Here is a 19,676-nt window from a genome sequence, read left to right as displayed (position 1 = left end):
GGCCCTGGAGGCTCGGACCGACGGAGGTGTGGACCAACAGAGGTGTGGACCAACAGAGTTGTGGATCGACAGAGGTGTGGATCGACGGACGGGGAGCGCCGGTCGTCAGACGTTCTCGACGAGCACGGCCGTACCCTGCCCCACGCCCACGCACATGGTGGCCAGACCGCGCCGGGCACCGGTACGGCGCATCCGGTGCAGCAGGGTGGTGAGGATGCGGGCGCCGGAGCCGCCCAGGGGGTGGCCGAGCGCGATCGCGCCGCCGCTGGGGTTGACCACCTCCTCGGCCCGCTCGGGGCTGAACCCGATGCCGTCGGCGGAGGCGAGCGCCTGGGCCGCGAAGGCCTCGTTCAGCTCGGCGGTGTCCAGGTCGGCGAGCGACCAGCCGGCCCGCGCGAGCACCTTCGCCGTGGCCGGGACCGGGCCGATGCCCATGACGTCCGGGTGCACCCCGGCCGAGGCGCCGGCCACGTACCGGCCGAGCGGCCGCAGCCCGAGGTCGTGCAGCGCCTCCTCGCCGACCAGGAGCAGCCCGGCCGCGCCGTCGTTCATCGGCGAGGCGTTCCCGGCGGTGACCGTGCCCCCGGGCCGGAACACCGGCTTGAGGCCGGCGAGCTTCGCCAGGCTGGTGTCCTCGCGGATGCCCTCGTCGCGGCCCACCGTCACCCCGTCCGGGCGCTCGACCGGGACGAGTTCCGCGTCGAAGTGCCCGTCCTCGCGGGCGGCGCCGGCCCGCTGGTGGCTGCGCAGCGCGAAGGCGTCCTGGCGCTCCCGGCCGATGCCGTACCGGGTGGCCACCTCCTCGGCGGTCTCGCCCATGCTGAGCACGCCGTGCAGTTCGGCCATCCGCGGGTTGGTGAGCCGCCAGCCGAGCCGGGTGTCGAAGGTCTCCATCCGGTGCGGCAGCGCCTCGTCGGGGCGGGGGAGGACGAAGGGGGCGCGGGTCATCGACTCGCAGCCGCCGGCCAGCACCACGTCGGCCTCGCCGGAGCCGATGGCCCGGGCGGCGAGGGTGACGGCCTCCAGGCCGGAGGCGCAGAGCCGGTTGACGGTGGCTCCGGGGACGGTCTCCGGCAGGCCGGCCAGCAGCACGGCCATCCGGGCGGCGTTGCGGTTGTCCTCGCCGGCCTGGTTGGCGGCGCCCCAGTAGACGTCGTCGATCCGGGCCGGGTCGAGTGCGGGGACGTCGGCGAGCAGGGCGCGCAGCACGGTGGCCGAGAGGTCGTCCGGGCGGACCGTGGCGAGCGCGCCGCGCAGTCGGCCGATGGGTGTGCGGCGGGCGGCGGCGAAGTAGACGGGACGCACGTCGTCGGGCTCCTTGTCGGGAAGCGGGTGGCGGGGGTCGGGACGGGAGCGGGGCAGGCGGCGGGTCGGCGTCAGAAGGCGTTGACGCCGGTCAGGGCGCGTCCGATGAGCAGCTGGTGGATCTGGCTGGTGCCCTCGTAGAGCGTCATCACCCGCGCGTCGCGCAGGTACTTGCCGACGGGGTACTCGTCGATGAACCCGTAGCCGCCGAAGACCTGGAGCGCGTTGTTGGCGGCCCGGACGGCGGCCTCGCTGGCGTACAGCTTGGCGACGGAGGACTCGGTGGCGAACGGCAGGCCGCGGTCGATGTGGTCGGCGACCTTCCAGGTGAGCAGCCGGGCCGCCTCGACGTCGACGGCGATGCCGGCCAGCAGTTCCTGGACGAGCTGGTGCGAGGCGATCGGCTTGCCGAACTGTTCGCGCTCGCCCGCGTAGCGGACGGCGGTCTCCAGGCAGGCCCGGGCGATGCCGACGCAGCCGGCCGCCACCGACATCCGGCCCTTGGCCAGCGCGGCCATCGCCACCGTGAACCCCTTGCCGACCTCGCCGAGCCGGGCGCTGTCCGGCACCCGGACGTCCTCGAAGGAGAGGCCGGCGGTGGCCTGGCCGCGCAGGCCGAGTTTGCCGTGGATCTCGGTGCGGGTGAAGCCGGGCAGGCCGGTGGGGACCAGGAAGGCGGTGATGCCCCGGTGGCCCCGCTGTTCGGGCGCGTCGCCGCCGGTGCGGGCGAAGACCAGGGCGACGTCGGCCCAGGTGCCGTTGGTGATGAAGGTCTTGGCGCCGCTGATCAGCCAGTCCCCGCCGTCCCGGACGGCGCGGGTGGTGAGGTTGGCGGCGTCCGATCCGGTGCCCGGCTCGGTGAGCGCGAAGCAGGCGAGCGCCTCGCCCGAGGTGAGCCGGGGCAGCCAGTGCCGCTTCTGCTCCTCGGTGCCGAAGGCGTTGACCGACTTGCCGACCAGGCCGAGCGAGACCGAGACGATCCCGCGCACGGCCGAGTCGCCGCGCCCGAGTTCCTCCAGGACGAGGCAGTACGCCAGGTGGTCGCCGCCGCTGCCGCCGTACTCCTCCGGGATGGTCAGCCCGAGGAAGCCGACCTTCGCCAGCTTGCCGATGATCGCGCGGTCGACGGACTCGGCGCGGTCCCACTCGGCGGCGTGCGGCACGACCTCGCGGTCGGTGAAGGAGGCGGCGAGGTCCTGGACGGCGCTCTGCTCCTCGGACAACTCCAGGTTCACGGCGGCTCCCGAATCCGGTGTCCAGGGCCCCGACCCCAGGGCCGGACCCATTAAACTAGCGCTGCAAGTTTTATGGGGGGACTGTAGCCCCGCCCCGCCCGCGCTGGGAAGGGGCACCTGCCAGAATCGGTCCCCAGCACACCCGACCGGAGGAACCGGAGGCACCCGCCGCGATGGCCCGTCCACGCACCCCGCTGCTCAGCCGCGAGCGCATCGTCGCCGCCGCCCTGCGGCTGATCGACGACGAGGGGCTGGACGCCCTCTCCACCCGCCGGCTCGCCAGCGAGCTGTCGGTCAGCGGGCCCTCGCTCTACAACCACTTCGCCACCAAGGACGAGCTGCTGGACGCGGTGGTGGACAGCGTCATCGGCGAGGTCGACCTGTCGATGTTCGGCACCGCCGGGGCTGCCGGGGCCGGTGGGGGTTCCTGGCCGGAGGCGCTGCGCGACTGGGCCCGCTCCTACCGTGCCGCGCTCGCCGCCCACCCCAACATCGTCCCGGTGCTCGCCCAGGGCCCCGGGCGCCGGCCGAACGCCCTGCGGCTGGCCGACGCCGTCTTCGGCCACCTGGTCGAGTCCGGGTGGCCGCGCGGTCAGGCGACCAGGATCGGCGCGTTGATGCGCTACTTCGTCACCGGCTCGGCGCTCGCCTCCTTCGCGGCCGGCTTCCCCGCCGACGCCGAGGTCTACGACGCGGCCGACTACCCGCACCTCGGCGAGGCGCACCGGCTGGCCGGGCACCGCGGGACGGTGGACGAGGGAGCCTTCGAGACCGGGCTGGAGGCGCTGCTCGACGGGCTCGCCCTGCGCTACGCCCGGCTCGCCGAGCGGCCCTGAGACGAGGCTGGAGGGGCCCGGTCGAGCGGAAACGATTCGGCCCCCGCACCCCGCGCTGATCGCGCCGGGGGTACGGGGGCCGAGAGGTCGGCGGGCCGACGGGCGGATCAGCCCATGTCCTCCAGCCGGACGCCCTTGGTCTCCTTCATGAACTTCGCCACGAAGAGGATGGAGAGCGCCGCGAAGGCGGCGTAGATCAGGTAGGTCGCCGACAGGTTCCAGCGCGACATGGACGGGAACGAGACGGTGATCACCCAGTTCGCGATCCACTGCGCGGAGGCGGCGACGGAGAGCGCGGCGGCGCGGATCCGGTTCGGGAACATCTCGCCGAGCATCACCCAGACGACGACGCCCCAGGACATCGCGAAGAACAGCACGAAGGCGTTGGCGGCGACCAGCGCGACGGTGCCCTGGAGGTCGGGCAGGGTGAGGTTGTCCCCGCTGCCGGTGGCCGAGGAGAAGGCCCAGCCGGCGGTGCCGAGCGCGACCGCCATGCCGGCCGAGCCGATCAGGGCGAGCGGCTTGCGGCCGACCCGGTCGACCAGCACGATCGCGATCACGGTGCCGAGGATGTTGATCACCGAGCCGACGAAGCTGATCAGCAGCGAGTTGCCCTGGTCGATGCCGACCGACTGCCACAGGATCGACGAGTAGTAGAAGATCACGTTGATGCCGACCAGCTGCTGGAAGACCGACAGGCCGATGCCGACCCAGACGATCGGGAGCAGGCCGAAGCGGCCGCCGAGCAGGTCGCGGAAGCGCGGGCGGTGGTCGGAGGCGATCAGCGCCTTGACCTCGGCGATCCGGGCGTCGGTGTCCACGCCCTCGCCCTCGACCTCGGCGAGCACCTTGCGGGCGTCGTCCAGGCGCTCGGCCTGGATCAGGTAGCGCGGGGACTCGGGGATCACCGAGGCGAGCACGAAGTAGACCGCGGCCGGGACGACGCAGATGCCGAGCATCCACTGCCAGGCCTCCAGGCCGAGCAGCTGGCCGCGGGTGTCGCCGCCGGCCGCCTGCGCCAGCACCCAGTTGACCAGCTGGGATATCGCGATGCCGAGCACGATCGCGGCCTGCTGGAAGGAGGCCAGCCGGCCCCGGTACTTGGTCGGCGCGACCTCGGCGATGTAGGTCGGGGCGATCACCGAGGCGATGCCGATGGCCGCGCCGCCGAGGACGCGCCAGAGGGCGAGGTCCCAGGCGGAGAACGGCAGCATCGAGCCGACCGCGCTGATCGCGAACAGCAGGGCGCCCGCCTTCATGACCTTGATGCGGCCGTACCGGTCGGCGAACCGTCCGGCGACCGCGGCGCCGACCGCCGAGCCCAGCAGGGCCGAGGAGACGATCAGACCGGTCACGCCGCTGCCGACGCCGAACTTCTCCTGGATGCCGGAGACGGCGCCGTTGATCACGGAGCTGTCGTAGCCGAACAGGAAGCCGCCGAGGGCCGCTGCCGCGGTGATGAAGACGACGAAGCCGAGGCGGCCGGGCGCGGGGGCCTCGACCGCCCCGGAGGGCTTCTGGGTGACGCTCACGATCTGACTCCTGGTACTCAACGCTGAGCTCGGTAGCCGAGATCGTAACCCCTATTCGTTTAAGTCTTGTACACCGGGAACCTCAAGTTTCGCTCTGAGAATTCGTAAGGTGAACAAGCAAATTGGGCCGTCCGGGAGTGGCGGTCAGGCCGGCGAGGCGAGCGAGAGCCCGAACCGGCCCTCCGGGTCGGTCCACCAGTGGCTCAGCCGCAGCCCGGCCGCCGCCAGTTCCCCGGCCACCCGCTCCCGGCGGAACTTCGCCGACACCTCGGTGCGCAGCTCCTCGCCCCGGGCGAAGTGCACCGGCAGGTCCAGGGCCGGGATCTTCACGGACTGCGCGCGCAGCGAGCGCAGCCGCATCTCGATCCACTCCTGCTCGGCGTCCCAGAGCGCGACGTGCTCGAAGGCGTCCGGGTCGAAGTCGGCGCCCAGCTCGCGGTTGAGCACGTTCAGCACGTTCCGGTTGAACTCGGCGGTCACCCCGGCGGAGTCGTCGTAGGCGGCGACCAGCACCGCCGGGTCCTTGACCAGGTCGGTGCCGAGCAGCAGGAAGTCGCCCGGGTCGAGGGCGGTGCGCAGGCCGTGCAGGAAGGCCGCGCGCTCCAGGGGCAGCAGGTTGCCGAGGGTGCCGCCGAGGAAGGCGACCAGGCGCGGGCCGCCCTCCGGGGGCAGGCCGAGCCCGGCGGTGAAGTCGGCGAGCACGCCGTGCACCGCGAGCCCGGGGTACTCGGCGGAGATGGCGGCGCCGGCCGCGGTCAGCGCGCTCTCGCTGACGTCCACCGGGACGTACGTCTCCAGGGTGCCGAGCGCGCGCAGGGCGTCCAGCAGCAGCCGGGTCTTCTCGGAGGAGCCGGAGCCCAGCTCCACCAGGGTGCGGGCCCCGGTGGCGGCGGCGATCTCGCCGGCCCGGGCGGTCAGGATGGCCCGCTCCGCCCGGGTCGGGTAGTACTCGGGCAGCCGGGTGATCTCCTCGAACAGCTCGCTGCCCCGCGCGTCGTAGAACCACTTCGGCGGCAGCCACTTGGGCCGCGCGGTCAGTCCGTGCTGCACGTCGTGGCGCAGCGCGGTGCTGAAGTGGTCGGCGGGCAGCAGTCGGGTGAGTTCGAAGGTGTCCATGACAGGGTGGTTCCTCTGTTCAGAAGGTGAAGGAAGAGTGGGGATCAGTCGCGGCCGGGAAGGCGGCGTACGGTGACGCCGCGCGAGTCCGCCAGCAGCAGCGAACCGTCGGGGACGGACGTCCAGCCCGGCGCGTCGTCGTACGGTTCGGAGGCCACCACCGTGCCGAGGCCCGGCAGGGTGCGGTGGTACAGGGTGTCGCCCCAGGTGGTCGCGGCGATCGAGGCGCCATCGGTGAGCAGCAGGTTGAGCCGCCCGGTGGTGTGCGCGGTGACGTCCGCGACGGTGCCCGCCAGGGCCTCGCCCGGCCCGGCGCCGTCCCGCAGCCGGTGCAGGGTGAGCGCCCACAGCAGCGCCGAGTCGGTGCGCGCCTCCAGGTCCAGCAGTTCGGCCGGGGGCAGCAGGGCGGCCAGGGCGTCCAGCTTGCCGGGCCAGCCGGCCACCGCGCCGTTGTGGCTGAACAGCCAGCGCTCGGCGGCGAACGGCGCGGCCGCGCCCTCGCCCGGCGCGCAGCCCTCGGTGGCGGACCGGACGGCGGCCAGCAGCGCCCGGGTGCGGACCACCCGGGCGAGGTCGGCGAAGGCCTCGTCCGCCCAGATCGGCCCGGTCCGGCGGTAGCGGGCGGGCACCTCGTCGCCGTCCGCGTACCAGCCGAGGCCGAAGCCGTCCGCGTTGACCGTGCCGTACTGCTGGACCCGGGGCGCCCAGGACTGCCGGTACAGCCCGTACGGCGGGTGCACCAGCAGCTCCCGGGGCGCCACCGGCTCGCCCAGGTAGGCGATGTGACGGCACATCAGTCCGCCTCCAGGTCGCGGGCGGTGCGGAACCCGGCGAAGATCTGCCGCCGGACCGGGTAGTCCCAGTTGCGGAAGGTGCCCCGGCAGGCGACCGGCGCCACCGCGAAGCAGCCGCCGCGCAGCACCTTGTACTCGGGGCCGAAGAACACCTCCGAGTACTCCCGGTACGGCCAGGCCCGGAAGCCCGGGTAAGGGCGGAAGTCGCTGGCCGTCCACTCCCACACGTCGCCGATCAACTGGCCCACCCCGTACGGGGACCGGCCCTTCGGGTAGCCGCCCGCCCCGGCCGGGCGCAGGTGGCGCTGGCCGAGGTTGGCGTGCTCGGGGCCGGGCGGGCCGTCGCCCCAGGGGTAGCGGCGGGAGCGGCCGGTGGCCGGGTCGTGCCGGGCCGCCTTCTCCCACTCGGCCTCGGTCGGCAGCCGCCGGCCGGTCCACCGGGCGTACGCGTCCGCCTCGTACCAACTGACGTGCAGGACGGGCTCGTCCGGCTCGACCGGCGCCACCGTGCCGAAGCGCCGGCGGAGCCACTGGCCGTCCTGGTGGCGCCAGAACAGCGGGGCGGTCAGGTCGGCGCGGCGGCGGTGCTCCCAGCCCTCCGGAGTCCACCAGCGCGGGTCGTCGTAGCCGCCGTCCGCGATGAACCGCTGGTAGGCGGCGTTGGTGACCGGGGTGGTGTCCAGCAGGAAGGCCGGCAGGTCGACGGTGTGCGCCGGGCGCTCGTTGTCCAGCGCCCACGGCTCGGTGTCCGTCCCCATGGTGAACGGGCCAGCGGGGATCAGGACTTCGGCGGGCAGGGTGGCCGCGTCGGCGGGCGCGGGAGGTGGCGGTGGGGCGGCCAGGGCCGGCTCGCCCTGGCGGAGCTGGTGGGTGATCAGCATCGTCTCGTCGTGCTGCTGCTCGTGCTGGGCGATCATCCCGAACGCGAACCCGGCGTCCAGCAGCGGCGCGCCCTCCAGTGGGCTCGCCGCCAGCAGGTCCAGCACCCGGCCGCGCACCTCGTGGGCGTAGGCGCGGGCCTCGGCGGGCGGCAGCAGCGGCAGGCTGGGGCGCTCGGCGCGGGGGTGCTGGAAGGCGTCGTAGAGCGGATCGATCTCGGGGTGCATCGGGTCGCGGCCGCCGATGTTGCGCAGCAGCCAGAGCTCCTCCTGGTTGCCGATGTGCGCGAGGTCCCAGACCAGTGGGGACATCAGCGGGGAGTGCTGGGCGGTGAGGTCGCCGTCCCCGACGCAGTCGGTCAGCGCGGCGGTGCGGGCGCGGGCGGCCAGCAGCTCGGTGGCGATGCTCTCGCGCAGCGCCTCGGTGCCGGTGGTGGCGGCGTCAGGGGTGGCGGTGGCGGCGGTCGGGCCGGTGCTGCGGTCCGCGCCGGCCGCCTCGGTGCCCCCGTGGGGTCGGACGTCGGTCATGGTGCGGCCTCCTCCGGGGGAGTGGATCGGGTGCCGGAGCGCAGGGCGTCCAGCTGGTCGTCGGCCGGGCAGCGGCCGCGCGCGGGGTAGCGCTCGGCGAACTCGGCGACGACGGTGCGCAGTTGACCGGCGCCGGGCAGGCGGCCCAGTGCGGCGTCGGCGGCGGCGAAGCAGGTGAGGGTGGCTCGGCGCAGCTCCGGGTCGGCCATGGCCAGGGTGGCGGCCCGGCGCCAGACCTCGCTGCGCGGCGGGCGCGGGCCGTCGGTGCGTTCCAGCGGCTCCAGCGCGGCCAGCGCGGCATCGGCGGCCACCGGGTCGTCCAGCAGCGCGGTGACCAGCGCCGCGACCACCACCCAGCCGTCCCCGGGCTGGGCGTCGATCATCCGCAGCTCCAGGTGGCCGCGCGGGCGCACCGGTGGGAAGAGGGTGGTGCGGTGGTAGTCCAAGTCGTCGAGCGTGGGCGGGCGTTCGCCCGCGCCGCGGATCCAGTCGCGGAAGGTCAGCCCGGTCGGCGCCGTCCAGGGCAGGCCCTCGGGCCTTCGCACGCACAGGACTCGGGCATCCAGCACGTACTGTGCCCAGGCCTCGCGCGGGTCGCCGTGGTCCGGCTCCGGGGCGAGCGTGCGGGTCGGGTCCATCCGGGACCAGACGGCCTGCCGGGTGGACCGATGGCCGGTAGAACTACCGTCCAGTGTCGGTGAGTTGGCGAAGGCGGCGACCAGCACCGGGCCCAGCCGGTGGGCCAGTCGCCAGCGGCGCTCCACCGCGTGCGGCCCGTCCGCCTCGCCGGCGTCCAGGCAGACCTGCACCGACGCGGTGCCGGTCATCATGATGCGGCCCCAGGGCCCGGCGGAGTCGAAGAAGTGCTCCATCGCGAGGTAGCGGGGGTGGTCCAGCACCATCCGTCGGGGGCGGGCGTACGGGTCCGTCCCGGTGCCGGTGAGTCGCAGGCCCTGTGCCGCGAAGGCGGCCCGCAGGGCGGTCAGATCGCGTCGGGTGTCCTCGACGCAGGCCAGGAGGCCGGTGGCGGGCGGGGAGCTGAGCTCGACCTGTCCGCCGGGTTCGAGCGTGAGGCGCGAACCGGAGGGGAGGGAGACGCCGTCCGGTCCGCCGAGTGGCAGCGACTCCAGTGCGGCGTGGAGCAGTTCCGGCCGTACGGGGCGGGACGGACATCGATCGTCATGGACGAACCATTCGACCTCCACCCCCACCAGACGGGGCGGTCCGATCTTGAAGCAGACGCCCGACACGTGGCTGCGCGCCCCCGATTCGGTCAACGGGGTCACCCCCGGCGGGGGTGTCGGCGTGCTCTGCCGGTCGGGCGGAGTGGTGCGGGATACCGGTATCACCGGACTCACCATCCTCGGGATCACGATTGCGGCCCGGTCTACCTTGCCCAGTCTGCTACGGAGCATGCGGGGATGCCCCGCAAAAATCGTGTGAACGTTCTTTTTCGCAGGTCAGAGCTGTGGCGAACGGGTGAGTTCGGGGCTGTCAGGCCGACCGGCGGGCAGGGAGCGGCCCGCGCCCGGCCGGGGCACGTGCCGGGGTCACAGGCGCTCCAGCCGCTCCAGGGCGCTCGCCAGCACCGGCCCCGGCAGGGCGTAGTTCAGGCGCAGTGAACCCCGGCCGCCGGGCCCGAAGTCGGCGCCGTCGGAGGCCTCCAGACCGCAGCGCTCCAGCAGCGCCCGGCGGGCGTCGGCGGGCGGCAGGCCGAGCGCGGCGGCGTCCAGCCAGAGCAGGTAGGAGGCCCGCGGGGTGGCGCGGACGGCGGGCCCGAGCCGGTCGGTCAGCCGGGTGCGGGCGGCGGCCAGGTGGGCGAGCAGCGCCTCCAGCCAGGGCCCGCCCTCGCGCAGCGCCGCCTGCTGCACGGTCTGCTCCAGCAGGCCGCCCTCCCAGAGGCCGTAGCCGGCCAGCGCCTCGGTGAACCGGGCGCGCAGCCCGGGGTCGGGGACGAGGGCGAAACTGCTGGGGATGCCGGAGCAGTTGAAGGTCTTGCCGACGGAGTTGAGGGTGACGAGGAGGGGCCGGTGCGCCGGGTCGGCGGTGGTGACGGCGACGGGGTGGGCGCGGCCGGGGTGGGTGAGGTCGCCGTGCACCTCGTCCGAGACCAGCAGCGCACCGCTCTCGGCCGCCCGGGCGGCGAGCGCGCGCACGGCGTCGGCCGGCCACACCGTGCCGGAGGGGTTGTGCGGGTTGCTCAGCAGTACGGCGCCGACGGGGCGGGGGAGCGGGCCCGACGGGAGCCGGTAGCCGCTCGGGCCCGGGTGCGGTACTTGCGGCGGGTGCGCCGGGTGCAGCGGCAGCTCGCGGTACGGGAGGCCGGCCGCGCGGCAGAGCTGGGCGAAGCCGCCCCACTCCGGGGTGGGGAAGAGGACGGGGGCCTGCGGCCGTACGGTCTCCAGGAGGAGGCGCAGCGCGGTGCGCGGGCCGCAGGGCAGCAGCAGGACCCAGTCCGGGTCGACCGCGGCGCCGTGCCGGGTGCGGTACCAGTCGGCCACCAGCGCGCGGCCGGCCGGGTCGCAGACCGTGTAGCCGTACGCGCGGTGCCGGGCGCGCCGCTCCAGTGCCTCGGCGACGGCGGGCGGGCCGGGCAGGTCCATGTCGGCGAGGCCCATCGCGATCGTCCCGGGGGCGTCCGCGCGGGCCCACTTGCTGCTGCCGGTGCCGGTGCGGTCGAAGGGGGTGTCGAAGCCGAAGTCGGGGGCGGGGACGTCGGTGGGCGCGGGGCCGGGGGTGTCGCGAACAGATGACAGATTTCGAAAGCTGTCATCTGTTCGCTGAAAGTTGTCGTCTGTCATCTGTTCGCCGTCATCCGTCCTCCGACGCCCGGCACCCCGCTCGACGCCCGTCACCCCGCCGCCGCCCCCGCCAGGTACGCCGCGAGCCCCCGCCGCCCCCGGCGCATCATCACCGCGTGGTTGGCTCGGAACAGCGGGTGCAGCGGCAGGGCGAGCCGGCGCAGCAGGGGCTTGCCGGGCCGGGTCTCCTCCTCGAACAGCACCCGGCTGCCCGGATCGCCCGGCCCGCGGGCCCCGCGCGGTCCGCCCGCCCCGCCCGCCAGGTCCGGCGTCACCGTGAACCGCGACCACCCGGCCAGGTCGCCCCGCATGGCCACCTCCAGCACCCCGGTGGCCGGGTCGCGCCGCCTCGCCGCCAGGCCGATCACCAACCGGTACGGCAGCAGGGCGCGCACCACCACGTCCCCGGAGTCCTCGCCGGTCGGTCGGACCTCGCGGATCTCCGGCCACCACAGCGGATAGCTCCGCACGTCCTCGAGGGCCGCGTACACGGCGGTCGCCGGAGCCGCGAGCCGCCAGACGCCCCGGAATCGGTAGTGGTTGGGGTCCACGGCCCCACCCTAGTCCGGGCCGGTCGCTCCGAGGGGTGAACGCCGTTGGACCGTTGCCGAGTTGGTCAGTGGCACGGCCGGTAACCGGAGGTGAATCTTCCGGAAGCGCCCGTCCGGGAGGAAGGAAGCGCTCCGCTTGCACCCGTTCGGGGTGCGGGGGAGGATCTTCTGTGCTTGTAGTCTCATCAGTCACGGCAGCATCCCCTGGGCGCTGCGACCCCAGAAACCGGAGTGAAGGAGTCACAGGCATGCGGCGACCGAGCTGGGTACCGGAGGGCACGGACCTGGACAAACCGAACGCCGCGCGGGTCTACGACTACTACCTGGGGGGCTCGCACAACTTCGAGGTCGACCGGGAGATGGCCCGCAAGGCCATCGCCATGTGGCCGGAGCTGCCGCAGATCATGCGCTCCAACCGCGCCTTCCTGCGCCGCGCCGTGACCTTCCTCGCCGAGCAGGGCGTCACCCGCTTCCTGGACATCGGCTCCGGCATCCCGACCTTCGGCGCCGTGCACGAGATCGCCCGGGCGATCCGCCCCGAGGCCAAGGTCGTCTACGTGGACCGCGACCCGGTCGCCGTCGCGCACAGCCGCCTGCTGCTGGAGGACGACCACGACTGCGCCGTCGCCCAGGCCGACCTGCGCGACGTCGACGACCTGCTGGCCCGCCCCGAGGTCACCGAGCTGCTGGCAGCCGGCGAGCCCGTGGCCGTGCTGCTGGTCGCCGTCGCGCACTTCGTCGGCGACGAGGACGACCCGTGGCGGCTGATCGGAACGGTCCGCGACGCCCTCCCGCCCGGCAGCGCGCTGGTGCTCTCGCACGCCGCCCTGGAGAGCCGCCCCGACCAGGCCGAGGACCACCAGAAGCTCTACCAGCGGACGCCGACCCCGCTGACCATGCGCACCCACGAGCAGATCACCGCGATGTTCTCCGGCTTCGAGCTGGTCGAGCCGGGCGTGGTGCACCTGCCGCTGTGGCGTCCGGACCAGCCGGGTACGGTCGGTGAGCACCCCGAGCGGATCGCCGGGGTGGCGGGCGTGGGGATCCGCCCTTGAGCGGACGCGACGGACGAGGCACCGACGGCCGCACGCCCCGCGCGGCGGCCGTCGCGAGGCCTGCCCGGCCCGCTCGGCCCGCAAGGCCTGCCGGGCCCGCCGGAACCGGCGCGTACACCAGAGGAACCAGGTTCAGCAGATGAGTACCACCCCGGTGCGCGGCAACGCGGAGCGGTTCCACGAGGAGTGGGCCCGGCTGCTCTCCGCCGACCACGGCACCGCCGTCCACCCCGGCCTGCTCGGCCGGCTGGTCGCGCGCACCGCCGCGCTGCTGCACCGCGCCCAGGAGGACGAGCCGTTCGAGCCGCGGCTGGCCGCGCAGGCCGGCGCCGACCTGGTCGACGCGCACTTCACCGACCCGGTGCTGCTGGCCCGGGCGGTCGAGCTGCTCCAGGCGCAGCCCGTCCAGGACGACCGCGGCCCGGCCCTGACCGGCGCCTTCGCGGCCGGCTGGGCGGCCGCCCTGCGCGAGCGCACGCTGACCGAGCAGGAGGCGATCCGCACCGCCGCCGACAGCGCTCGCAAGGAGGCCGAGCGGGCGCTGCGCGCCTCCGAGGCCCGGTTCCGGGCGCTGTTCGAGAGCGCCGCCATCGGCATCGGCATCGGTGACACCGACGGCAACATCATGGCGGTCAACAAGGCCCTCCAGGAGCTGTTCGGCGCGGGCCCGGAGGACATGATCGGCCGCCGGGTCGGCGACCTGGTGCACCCCGAGGACACCCCCGGCGTGTGGGAGGCGTACGAGGAGCTGATCAGCGGCAAGCGGGACTACTTCCAGTTCGACAAGCCGTACTACCGCCAGGACGGCGAGGTGATCTGGACCCACCTGACCGTCTCGCTGATCCGCGACGACGACGGCATCCCGCAGTACCAGGTCGCGATGCTGGAGGACGTCACCGACCGCTACCGGCTCCAGGAGCGGCTGCGCCACCAGGCCACCCACGACCCGCTCACCGGCCTGCCCAACCGCGCGGCCTTCTTCGAGCGGCTGGAGAAGCTGTTCGAGGAGCCCGAGCCGGGCGCCCGCTTCGGCCTCTGCTACGTCGACCTCGACGGTTTCAAGGTGGTCAACGACAGCCTCGGCCACGACATGGGCGACCAGCTGCTGGCCGCCGTCGCCGCCCGGCTGAAGGCCGCCCTCACCCCGCTCGGCCACCTGGTGGCCCGGCTCGGCGGCGACGAGTTCGTCGTCCTGCTGGAGAAGTGCCGGGGTGAGCAGGAGGCGGTGGCCGCCGCGAAGACCGTGCTCAAGGCGCTGGCCGGGCCGGTGCTGATCGGCGACCACAAGCTCGCCGTCGGCGCCAGCGTCGGCGTGCTGGAGCGGCGGGTGTCCACCACCACCCCGGGCGCCGCCGTCCGGGCCGCCGACCTCACCCTGTACCGCGCCAAGGAGGCCGGCCGCGGCCGCTGGACGCTCTTCGACCCCAAGGAGAACGCCCGCGCGGTCAGCCGCTACGCGGTGTCGGTGCGGATGCCCGCGGCCCTCGACCGCGGCGAGTTCTTCATCGACTACCAGCCGCTCTACCGCCTCGCGGACGGCCGGCTGGCCGCCGTGGAGGCGCTGGTGCGCTGGCGCCACCCGCAGCTCGGCGTGCTCGGCCCGGACGAGTTCGTCACCACCGCCGAGGAGACCGGGCTGATCATGCCGCTCGGCCGCTGGGTGCTGGAGCAGGCCTGCGGCCAGGCCGCGGACTGGATCAAGCGGTACGGCGACGCCGCCCCGCAGCTCAACGTCAACCTGGCGGTCCGGCAGGCCCGCAGTGCCGCCCTGGTCACCGACCTCGCCCGGATCCTCGACAGCACCGGCCTGGACCCGGCCCGGTTGCAGCTGGAGATCACCGAGTCGACGGTGGTCGGGCCCGAGGACGAGGCGCTGCGCACCCTGCACGGGCTGGTCGACCTCGGGGTGTCGCTGGCCGTGGACGACTTCGGCACCGGCTGGTCCAACCTCGCCTACCTGCGCGACCTGCCGGTCTCCGGGCTGAAGATCGCCGGCTCCTTCGTCGGCGACCTGCACGAACCGGGGAAGGACGAGTCCACCGGGTGGCGGATCGTCAGCGGACTGGTGTCGATGGCGCACGCGCTCGGGCTGAACGTCACCGCCGAGGGCGTGGAGACCCACCGGGACGCCGAACGGCTGCGGACCATGGGCTGCGACTGGGCGCAGGGCTGGCACTTCGGGCGCCCGGTGCGGCCCGAGGAGATCGCCCGGCGGATCGTGGAGGAACCGCTGGGGCGCCCGGTCGAGGAGCGCTGAGGCGGGCCGGCTGGACGCCGGCTCGAGTTCCGCTCGGGGGCCGGTCCGTTCCCGCCCGGTCCTGCTCCGCTCCGGCGGCGGCGCCGGCCCGACCGCCGTACGGGCAGTGCCGGCCGAGGCGTCGACAGCGGCCGGTTCCCCGTCGGGGATCGCGCTTGCGTACCGGTCCTGCGATGGGTCGGTCCTGATCCGCGAAAGCGGCCGACACCCGCGCCCGCCATGAGGGATGATGACGCGTCACAATCCACCCCGGAACCGGTGCGCCCATGGTCACGGCCCCGCGCCGGTCCGGGCTGCGGGGGAGGGGAGCGTCGCATGGGCACGACGGAGGACGCGGACCCGGCCGAGGGCGGTCGGCGCGGGCCGAGGCCCCGGTCGGCCGCCGGAGCCGAGCCGGGGAATCCGCCGGGGAGCAGGGTGGAGCGGTGGTCGCGGGGGCGCTGGCGTGCCTCCGAGGACGCCCCGGACCGGTCGTCCCGGCTCGGCGCGAACCCGCGGGCCCGGGTGGACCCGCAGGCCGCGACCCGTCGGGTGCCCGCCGACCCGCCGCGCTTCGATCCGGAGGCCGCGACGCGTCGGGTGTCCGGCAACGAGCCGCGGTACGACCCGGAGGCGGCCATCCGCCGCAGGCCGGACACCGGGCCGAGGTTCGACCCGCACGCCCCGACCGAGCTCCGGCCGAACCGGCCGGGGGGCTCGGGCAGTTCGGGGGACTCGGGGCACTCGGGACGTGCGCCTGGTGCCGATTCGGAGGCGGTGACCGAGGTCGTCCGGCCCCGGTCGGGCTCGGGGGCCGGCTCGTCCTCCTGGCAGGACGGCATCGGGCCCGGCGGCCCCGCCCCGGCCGGGGGAGGCGGCGGCGGGAGTGCGGGCGGGAGCCCGGCCGGCCCCGAGGACGGGTTCGGCGGGGCCCCGGACACCGGCGGTCCGTTCGAGGGCGTCTTCCCGGACGCCCTGCGGAGCCGCTTCATCCCGCTGGGCCGGGCCGGAGCCGGCTCCGAGGGCACCGTCTGGTACGTCCGGCGCACCGACGGCGGCGGTGACGCGGCCGTCAAGGTGGCCGTCGCGGGCCAGCCGATGGACCACGACCTGCTCTCCCACCTGGGCCACGACGGCTTCCGCCGGCACGTCCCGCAGCTGATCGACTTCGGCCGGGTCCGCCACCACGGCGCCCAGGTCGACTGGGTGGCCATGGAGTACCTGCCGGTCACCCTCGCCGCCCACGTCGCCGGGCTGTGGCGGTCGGGCGGGCACGGCGACCGGCGGACCACCGAGCAGATCGTCTACGAGCTGGTCGCCCTGCTCGACTTCTGGCAGCAGCGGATCCAGCGCAACCCGCTGGACTTCAAGCCCGCCAACATCCTGGTGCGCCCCGGCAGCGGGTCCGGGGAGTTCGTGATCGCCGACTTCGGCGGCGTCGACCGGCTCACCGACAGCCGCCGGTTCACCTCCGCGATGATGGTCACCGTCGCCTACATGGCCCCCGAGCAGCTGGCCGGCAAGAACCACCAGGCCGGGCCCTGGTGGGGGCTCGGCAACGTGCTGTACGAACTGTTCGTCGGCCGCCCCCGCTTCGTCGGCGCGGACGGCGAGCGCCCGGACGACCAGGAGCTGGAGCTGGAACTGGTCATGGGCGAGGAGGTCGACCTCAGCGCCGTCCGCGACCCGCGCCAACTGCTGCTCCTCCAGGGGCTGTTCACGAAGATGCCGGAGGACCGTTGGACCGCCCCGCAGGTCCGCAGCTGGCTGGCCGGCGGTACCCCCGAGGTGATCCGCCGCCGACCGCAGGCGCAGGCCAGGGCCCACCGGCCGGTCACCTTCCTCGGCAACCCGTTCACCGACCCGGTCCGGCTCACCGAGGCGCTGCTCAAGAACTCCGGCGCGGCGGCCCGCTGGCTGGCCACCGGGGGAGCGGAACGGGTGCGCGACTGGCTGCGGGACGAGGTCGAGGACACCGTCTTCGACCTGCACTACCTCTCCGACGTGGCCAAGGCGCCCGGCTCCCGGCGCGAGTCCGTGGCCGCGGTGGCGGTGCTCGCCCTGGGGGCCGCCTTCGTCCCGGGCGCCGTCCCCCACTACCGCGACCGTCCGATCGACACCACCGGGCTGGAACGCGTCGTCACCGCACCGGACGGCGCCGAGCTGATCGACGAACTCGTCCGGGGCGGGGTGCCGGCCGTGGTCGCCCGCTACGACTGCTTCCACCCCGAGTGCGCCGGCGAGCACTGCTCGCGGCTGCTAGCGCTGGCCGCACTGCCGGAGGTGCTGGCCGAGGTGGACCGGCTGGCCCGCACCGTCGGCGGCGGCCGGCGCGGCGGCGACGGGCTCAGCCCGGAGGAACGCGAGGAGGCGCACCGGCAGGCGGTCTGGCTGAGCATCCGGCCCGAGGAACGCGCGCGGCTGCTCGGCCGGCTCTCGCCGCTGCCCGCCGCACTGCACCGACTGCCGCTGCCCGGGCGGGTGTCGGAGCTCGCCGCCGCGGTGGCCGCCACGGTGGTGGACGGCGCGCTGGCCATGGGCGCGGGCGCCCGCACCGCCGTACGGACCGTGGCCCGCAGACCGGCGCCAGACCCGGCGGCGGCCACTCCCCGGGACGTGGTGCGGCGCCACTGGTCCGCGCTGCGCCGACGGGCGGTGAGCGCCGACCCGGCGCAGCCGGCCGGCCGGGCGGCCCTGGTCGCGGCGGAGGCACTGCGGCGGCGCGGCCGGGGACGGCCCGAGCGGCCCGAACCGGAGGCCGGGGTGCGACAGGAGGGACGGGTGGCCCGGCTCTGGCTCAACCGGCGCCGCCAGCCGCCGACGGGCTGGGAGGAGCGGCGGGAGCAGCTGGCGGCCTGGTGGCCGCACGCCCGCACCGCGCTGCCGCGCCGGGCCGGGGCGGTCCTGCTGCTGCTCCTCGCCTTCGGGCTGCTGCTGTGGGCGGGGGCGGTGCTCCGCTACCCGGTCGAGGCGGGGGAGAAGCTCGACCTCTCGCCCGCCGGCGCCTTCGGCGGCCCCCTGCGGAACGCCGGCGAACACGCGGCCCGGCAGGTGGCCGGACAGCTCGGCGCGGGGCTGGTCGCGGCCGCCGTGATCGCCTTCTTCCCCGCCCGGGTGGGCATCGGCACGGCGCTGCTCACCGGCGCCGGAGCCCTCGCCATCGGCTACCTGCGGCTCGGACCGCCGATGACGGTGCTGGAGACGCCGCCGTCGGTGGCCGACCGGGTCGTGGTGTTCGAGGGCGGGATGGGGAGTTGGGCCGGCATCGCGGCGGTGGTGGCGACCGTCGTCTCGCTCGTCCTGATCGAGCGGGCCGCCAACCGGCTGCTGAAGCCGGCTCAGGACGCCCGACGGCAGGCCCGGGAGGCCTGGCGGGAGCGGGGCGTGCGGGGCGTGCGGGGCGCGGGGTCGTCCGGGGCCGGCACCGCCGAGCGGGCGGGGAGCGCGCCGTCCGGGCGGTGGCGGACGGGCGGCGCCGGTGCGCGCGACCGGGTGCGGTTCGCGCTCGGGACGACGGCGGTGCTGGTGCTGCTGCTGTGGGCGGCGGTCGAGGTCCGGCTGGCGGCCACCGGGGCGCACCCGACGCCCGACTCGTGGGGGACGGGGCAGGGTGGCGCGGACTACCAGGCCGGGTTCGTCCTGCTGCTGGCGATGGTGTCGCTGGTCAGCACCCTCGGGACGCCGGCCACCGCCAAGGGGCTGTTCGTGCTCTGGGTCCCGGCCACGCTGTTCCTGGGCGCCTGGCCGGGGCCGCTGGGCCCGGTCGAGGCGCTGCGGATCCCGGTGTTCGAGGGGCTGTTCCGGGCGATCGCCGGGCTGTGGGGGCACGGGGCCTTCTGGGCCGCGCTGCTGGTGGCGCTGCCGCTGGCGGCGTACGGGGTGCTGCGGACGGTCCGGGGGCGCGCGGGGCGCGGGTGACAGCGAACGGCTGACAGCTGACAGCTGACAGATCACAGCGAACAGATAACAGCAAACAGATAACAGCGAACAGATAACAGATGACAGCTGACAGATTTTGAAATCTGTCAGCTGTCATCTGTCACCAAGCGCCCGTGCGGCAGCTCAGCCGACCAGCCGGGACAGCTCGATCGAGTGCCCCGTCCGCTCCACCTTCGCCCGCAGGTAGCGGACGTTGCTGGCCGACAGGTGCACTCCCGTCGGCACCCGGTGCCGCACGACGATCCCCAGGTCGGCCAGCTGCGCCGCCTTGTCCGGGTTGTTGCTCAGCAGGTCGATGCCCGTGGCGTCGAGCGCGGCGAGCATCTGGGCGGCCGCGGTGTAGTCGCGGCCGTCCTCGGGCAGGCCGAGCGCGGTGTTGGCGTCGTACGTGTCCAGGCCGGAGTCCTGGAGGGCGTAGGCGTCCAGCTTGTTGTAGAGCCCGATGCCGCGGCCCTCCTGCCGCAGGTAGAGCAGGTACCCGCCGGCCTCGCTGATCCGCTCCACCGACTCGCGCAGCTGCGGCCCGCAGTCGCAGCGGTCCGAGCCGAAGACGTCGCCGGTCAGGCACTCGGAGTGCAGTCGCACCAGGGGCGTGCCGCCTTCGGGGACCGTGCCGAGCGCGAGCGCCAGGTGCTCGGCGCCGTCGGTGAGGCCGTGGAAGGTGGAGACCTCCGCGTCGGCGCGGTAGCCGTCGGGGAAGGTCAGCGGGATGCGCACACGCGAGCGCACCGTGGCGGCGCCGGGCTGCGGCATGGGTGGGCCTCCGTGGATCGGGGGTGGGCCGGGCCGGTTCGGCGCGGACCGGGGCGGGCGCGGTCGGACCCGGACGGGTCGTGGTGCGTCGGAGGTCGACCGTACTAGGTAGTTCCA

At 74.7% G+C, this 19,676-nt stretch carries 14 protein-coding genes; 4 read left to right on the top strand and 10 right to left on the bottom strand.

Translation table 11 applies throughout. From position 1 onward, the window contains the following. Positions 1 to 105 precede the first annotated feature (105 nt). Entirely contained in the window at positions 106 to 1,305 is a 1,200-nt protein-coding gene (locus tag ACFRQN_RS06470) for an acetyl-CoA C-acyltransferase (RefSeq protein ID WP_049655525.1), read from the bottom strand. 71 nt (positions 1,306 to 1,376) lie between these two features. Then, positions 1,377 to 2,540, bottom strand: a complete 1,164-nt coding sequence (locus ACFRQN_RS06465) for an acyl-CoA dehydrogenase family protein (protein WP_380738681.1) — start codon at positions 2,538 to 2,540, stop codon at positions 1,377 to 1,379. Between the two features lie 173 nt (positions 2,541 to 2,713). Here ACFRQN_RS06465 and ACFRQN_RS06460 point away from each other — a divergent pair, with 173 nt between their 5' ends. After that, positions 2,714 to 3,376 carry a TetR/AcrR family transcriptional regulator gene (locus ACFRQN_RS06460; RefSeq protein WP_380738679.1) on the top strand — a complete coding sequence of 221 codons (663 nt, stop codon included), beginning with the start codon at positions 2,714 to 2,716 and terminating at the stop codon, positions 3,374 to 3,376. A gap of 107 nt (positions 3,377 to 3,483) precedes the next feature. Here ACFRQN_RS06460 and ACFRQN_RS06455 read toward each other — a convergent pair whose 3' ends face one another. The 7 genes from ACFRQN_RS06455 to ACFRQN_RS06425 form a co-directional block, all read right to left on the bottom strand. Continuing rightward, the gene (locus ACFRQN_RS06455; protein WP_380738712.1) at positions 3,484 to 4,911 is read right to left on the bottom strand and encodes a sugar porter family MFS transporter; all 1,428 of its coding nucleotides are present in this window, start codon (positions 4,909 to 4,911) and stop codon (positions 3,484 to 3,486) included. 141 nt (positions 4,912 to 5,052) lie between these two features. Next, positions 5,053 to 6,024: an L-histidine N(alpha)-methyltransferase gene (gene egtD / locus ACFRQN_RS06450; RefSeq protein WP_074004338.1), complete on the bottom strand. Its 972-nt coding sequence runs from the start codon at positions 6,022 to 6,024 to the stop codon at positions 5,053 to 5,055. Between the two features lie 44 nt (positions 6,025 to 6,068). Beyond that, on the bottom strand, positions 6,069 to 6,818 hold the full coding sequence (gene egtC, locus ACFRQN_RS06445; RefSeq protein ID WP_074004339.1) for an ergothioneine biosynthesis protein EgtC: 750 nt from the start codon (positions 6,816 to 6,818) through the stop codon (positions 6,069 to 6,071). Next, on the bottom strand, positions 6,818 to 8,224 hold the full coding sequence (gene egtB, locus ACFRQN_RS06440; RefSeq protein ID WP_380738677.1) for an ergothioneine biosynthesis protein EgtB: 1,407 nt from the start codon (positions 8,222 to 8,224) through the stop codon (positions 6,818 to 6,820). Before egtB ends, egtC begins: the two co-directional genes overlap by 1 nt. Further along, positions 8,221 to 9,510, bottom strand: a complete 1,290-nt coding sequence (egtA, locus tag ACFRQN_RS06435; protein ID WP_380738710.1) for an ergothioneine biosynthesis glutamate--cysteine ligase EgtA — start codon at positions 9,508 to 9,510, stop codon at positions 8,221 to 8,223. Before egtA ends, egtB begins: the two co-directional genes overlap by 4 nt. A gap of 264 nt (positions 9,511 to 9,774) precedes the next feature. Continuing rightward, positions 9,775 to 11,025 (bottom strand): aminotransferase class I/II-fold pyridoxal phosphate-dependent enzyme, encoded by a 1,251-nt coding sequence (locus ACFRQN_RS06430; protein WP_380738675.1) that lies wholly within the window; start codon positions 11,023 to 11,025, stop codon positions 9,775 to 9,777. Between the two features lie 50 nt (positions 11,026 to 11,075). Then, complete coding sequence (locus ACFRQN_RS06425; protein ID WP_380738672.1) at positions 11,076 to 11,576, bottom strand: SRPBCC family protein; 501 nt, start codon at positions 11,574 to 11,576, stop codon at positions 11,076 to 11,078. Positions 11,577 to 11,824: 248 nt separating this feature from the next. On the opposite strand from ACFRQN_RS06425, the gene ACFRQN_RS06420 reads away from it, so the two are divergent. The 3 genes from ACFRQN_RS06420 (at position 11,825) to ACFRQN_RS06410 (ending at position 18,785) form a co-directional block, all read left to right on the top strand. After that, on the top strand, positions 11,825 to 12,631 hold the full coding sequence (locus tag ACFRQN_RS06420; protein WP_049659216.1) for an SAM-dependent methyltransferase: 807 nt from the start codon (positions 11,825 to 11,827) through the stop codon (positions 12,629 to 12,631). A 139-nt stretch (positions 12,632 to 12,770) separates the two neighbouring features. Beyond that, positions 12,771 to 14,888 (top strand): bifunctional diguanylate cyclase/phosphodiesterase, encoded by a 2,118-nt coding sequence (locus ACFRQN_RS06415; protein WP_079272470.1) that lies wholly within the window; start codon positions 12,771 to 12,773, stop codon positions 14,886 to 14,888. A 756-nt stretch (positions 14,889 to 15,644) separates the two neighbouring features. Then, entirely contained in the window at positions 15,645 to 18,785 is a 3,141-nt protein-coding gene (locus ACFRQN_RS06410) for a hypothetical protein (RefSeq protein WP_380738670.1), read from the top strand. A 144-nt stretch (positions 18,786 to 18,929) separates the two neighbouring features. Here the strand turns inward: ACFRQN_RS06410 and ribA are convergent, their stop codons facing one another. Next, positions 18,930 to 19,559 (bottom strand): GTP cyclohydrolase II, encoded by a 630-nt coding sequence (gene ribA, locus ACFRQN_RS06405; protein WP_049659023.1) that lies wholly within the window; start codon positions 19,557 to 19,559, stop codon positions 18,930 to 18,932. Positions 19,560 to 19,676: the final 117 nt, after the last annotated feature.

Source organism: Kitasatospora sp. NPDC056800 (genome assembly GCF_042789775.1).
Classification (GTDB): Bacteria; Actinomycetota; Actinomycetes; order Streptomycetales; family Streptomycetaceae; genus Kitasatospora.
This window is presented reverse-complemented; position numbering and strand designations above follow the sequence as displayed.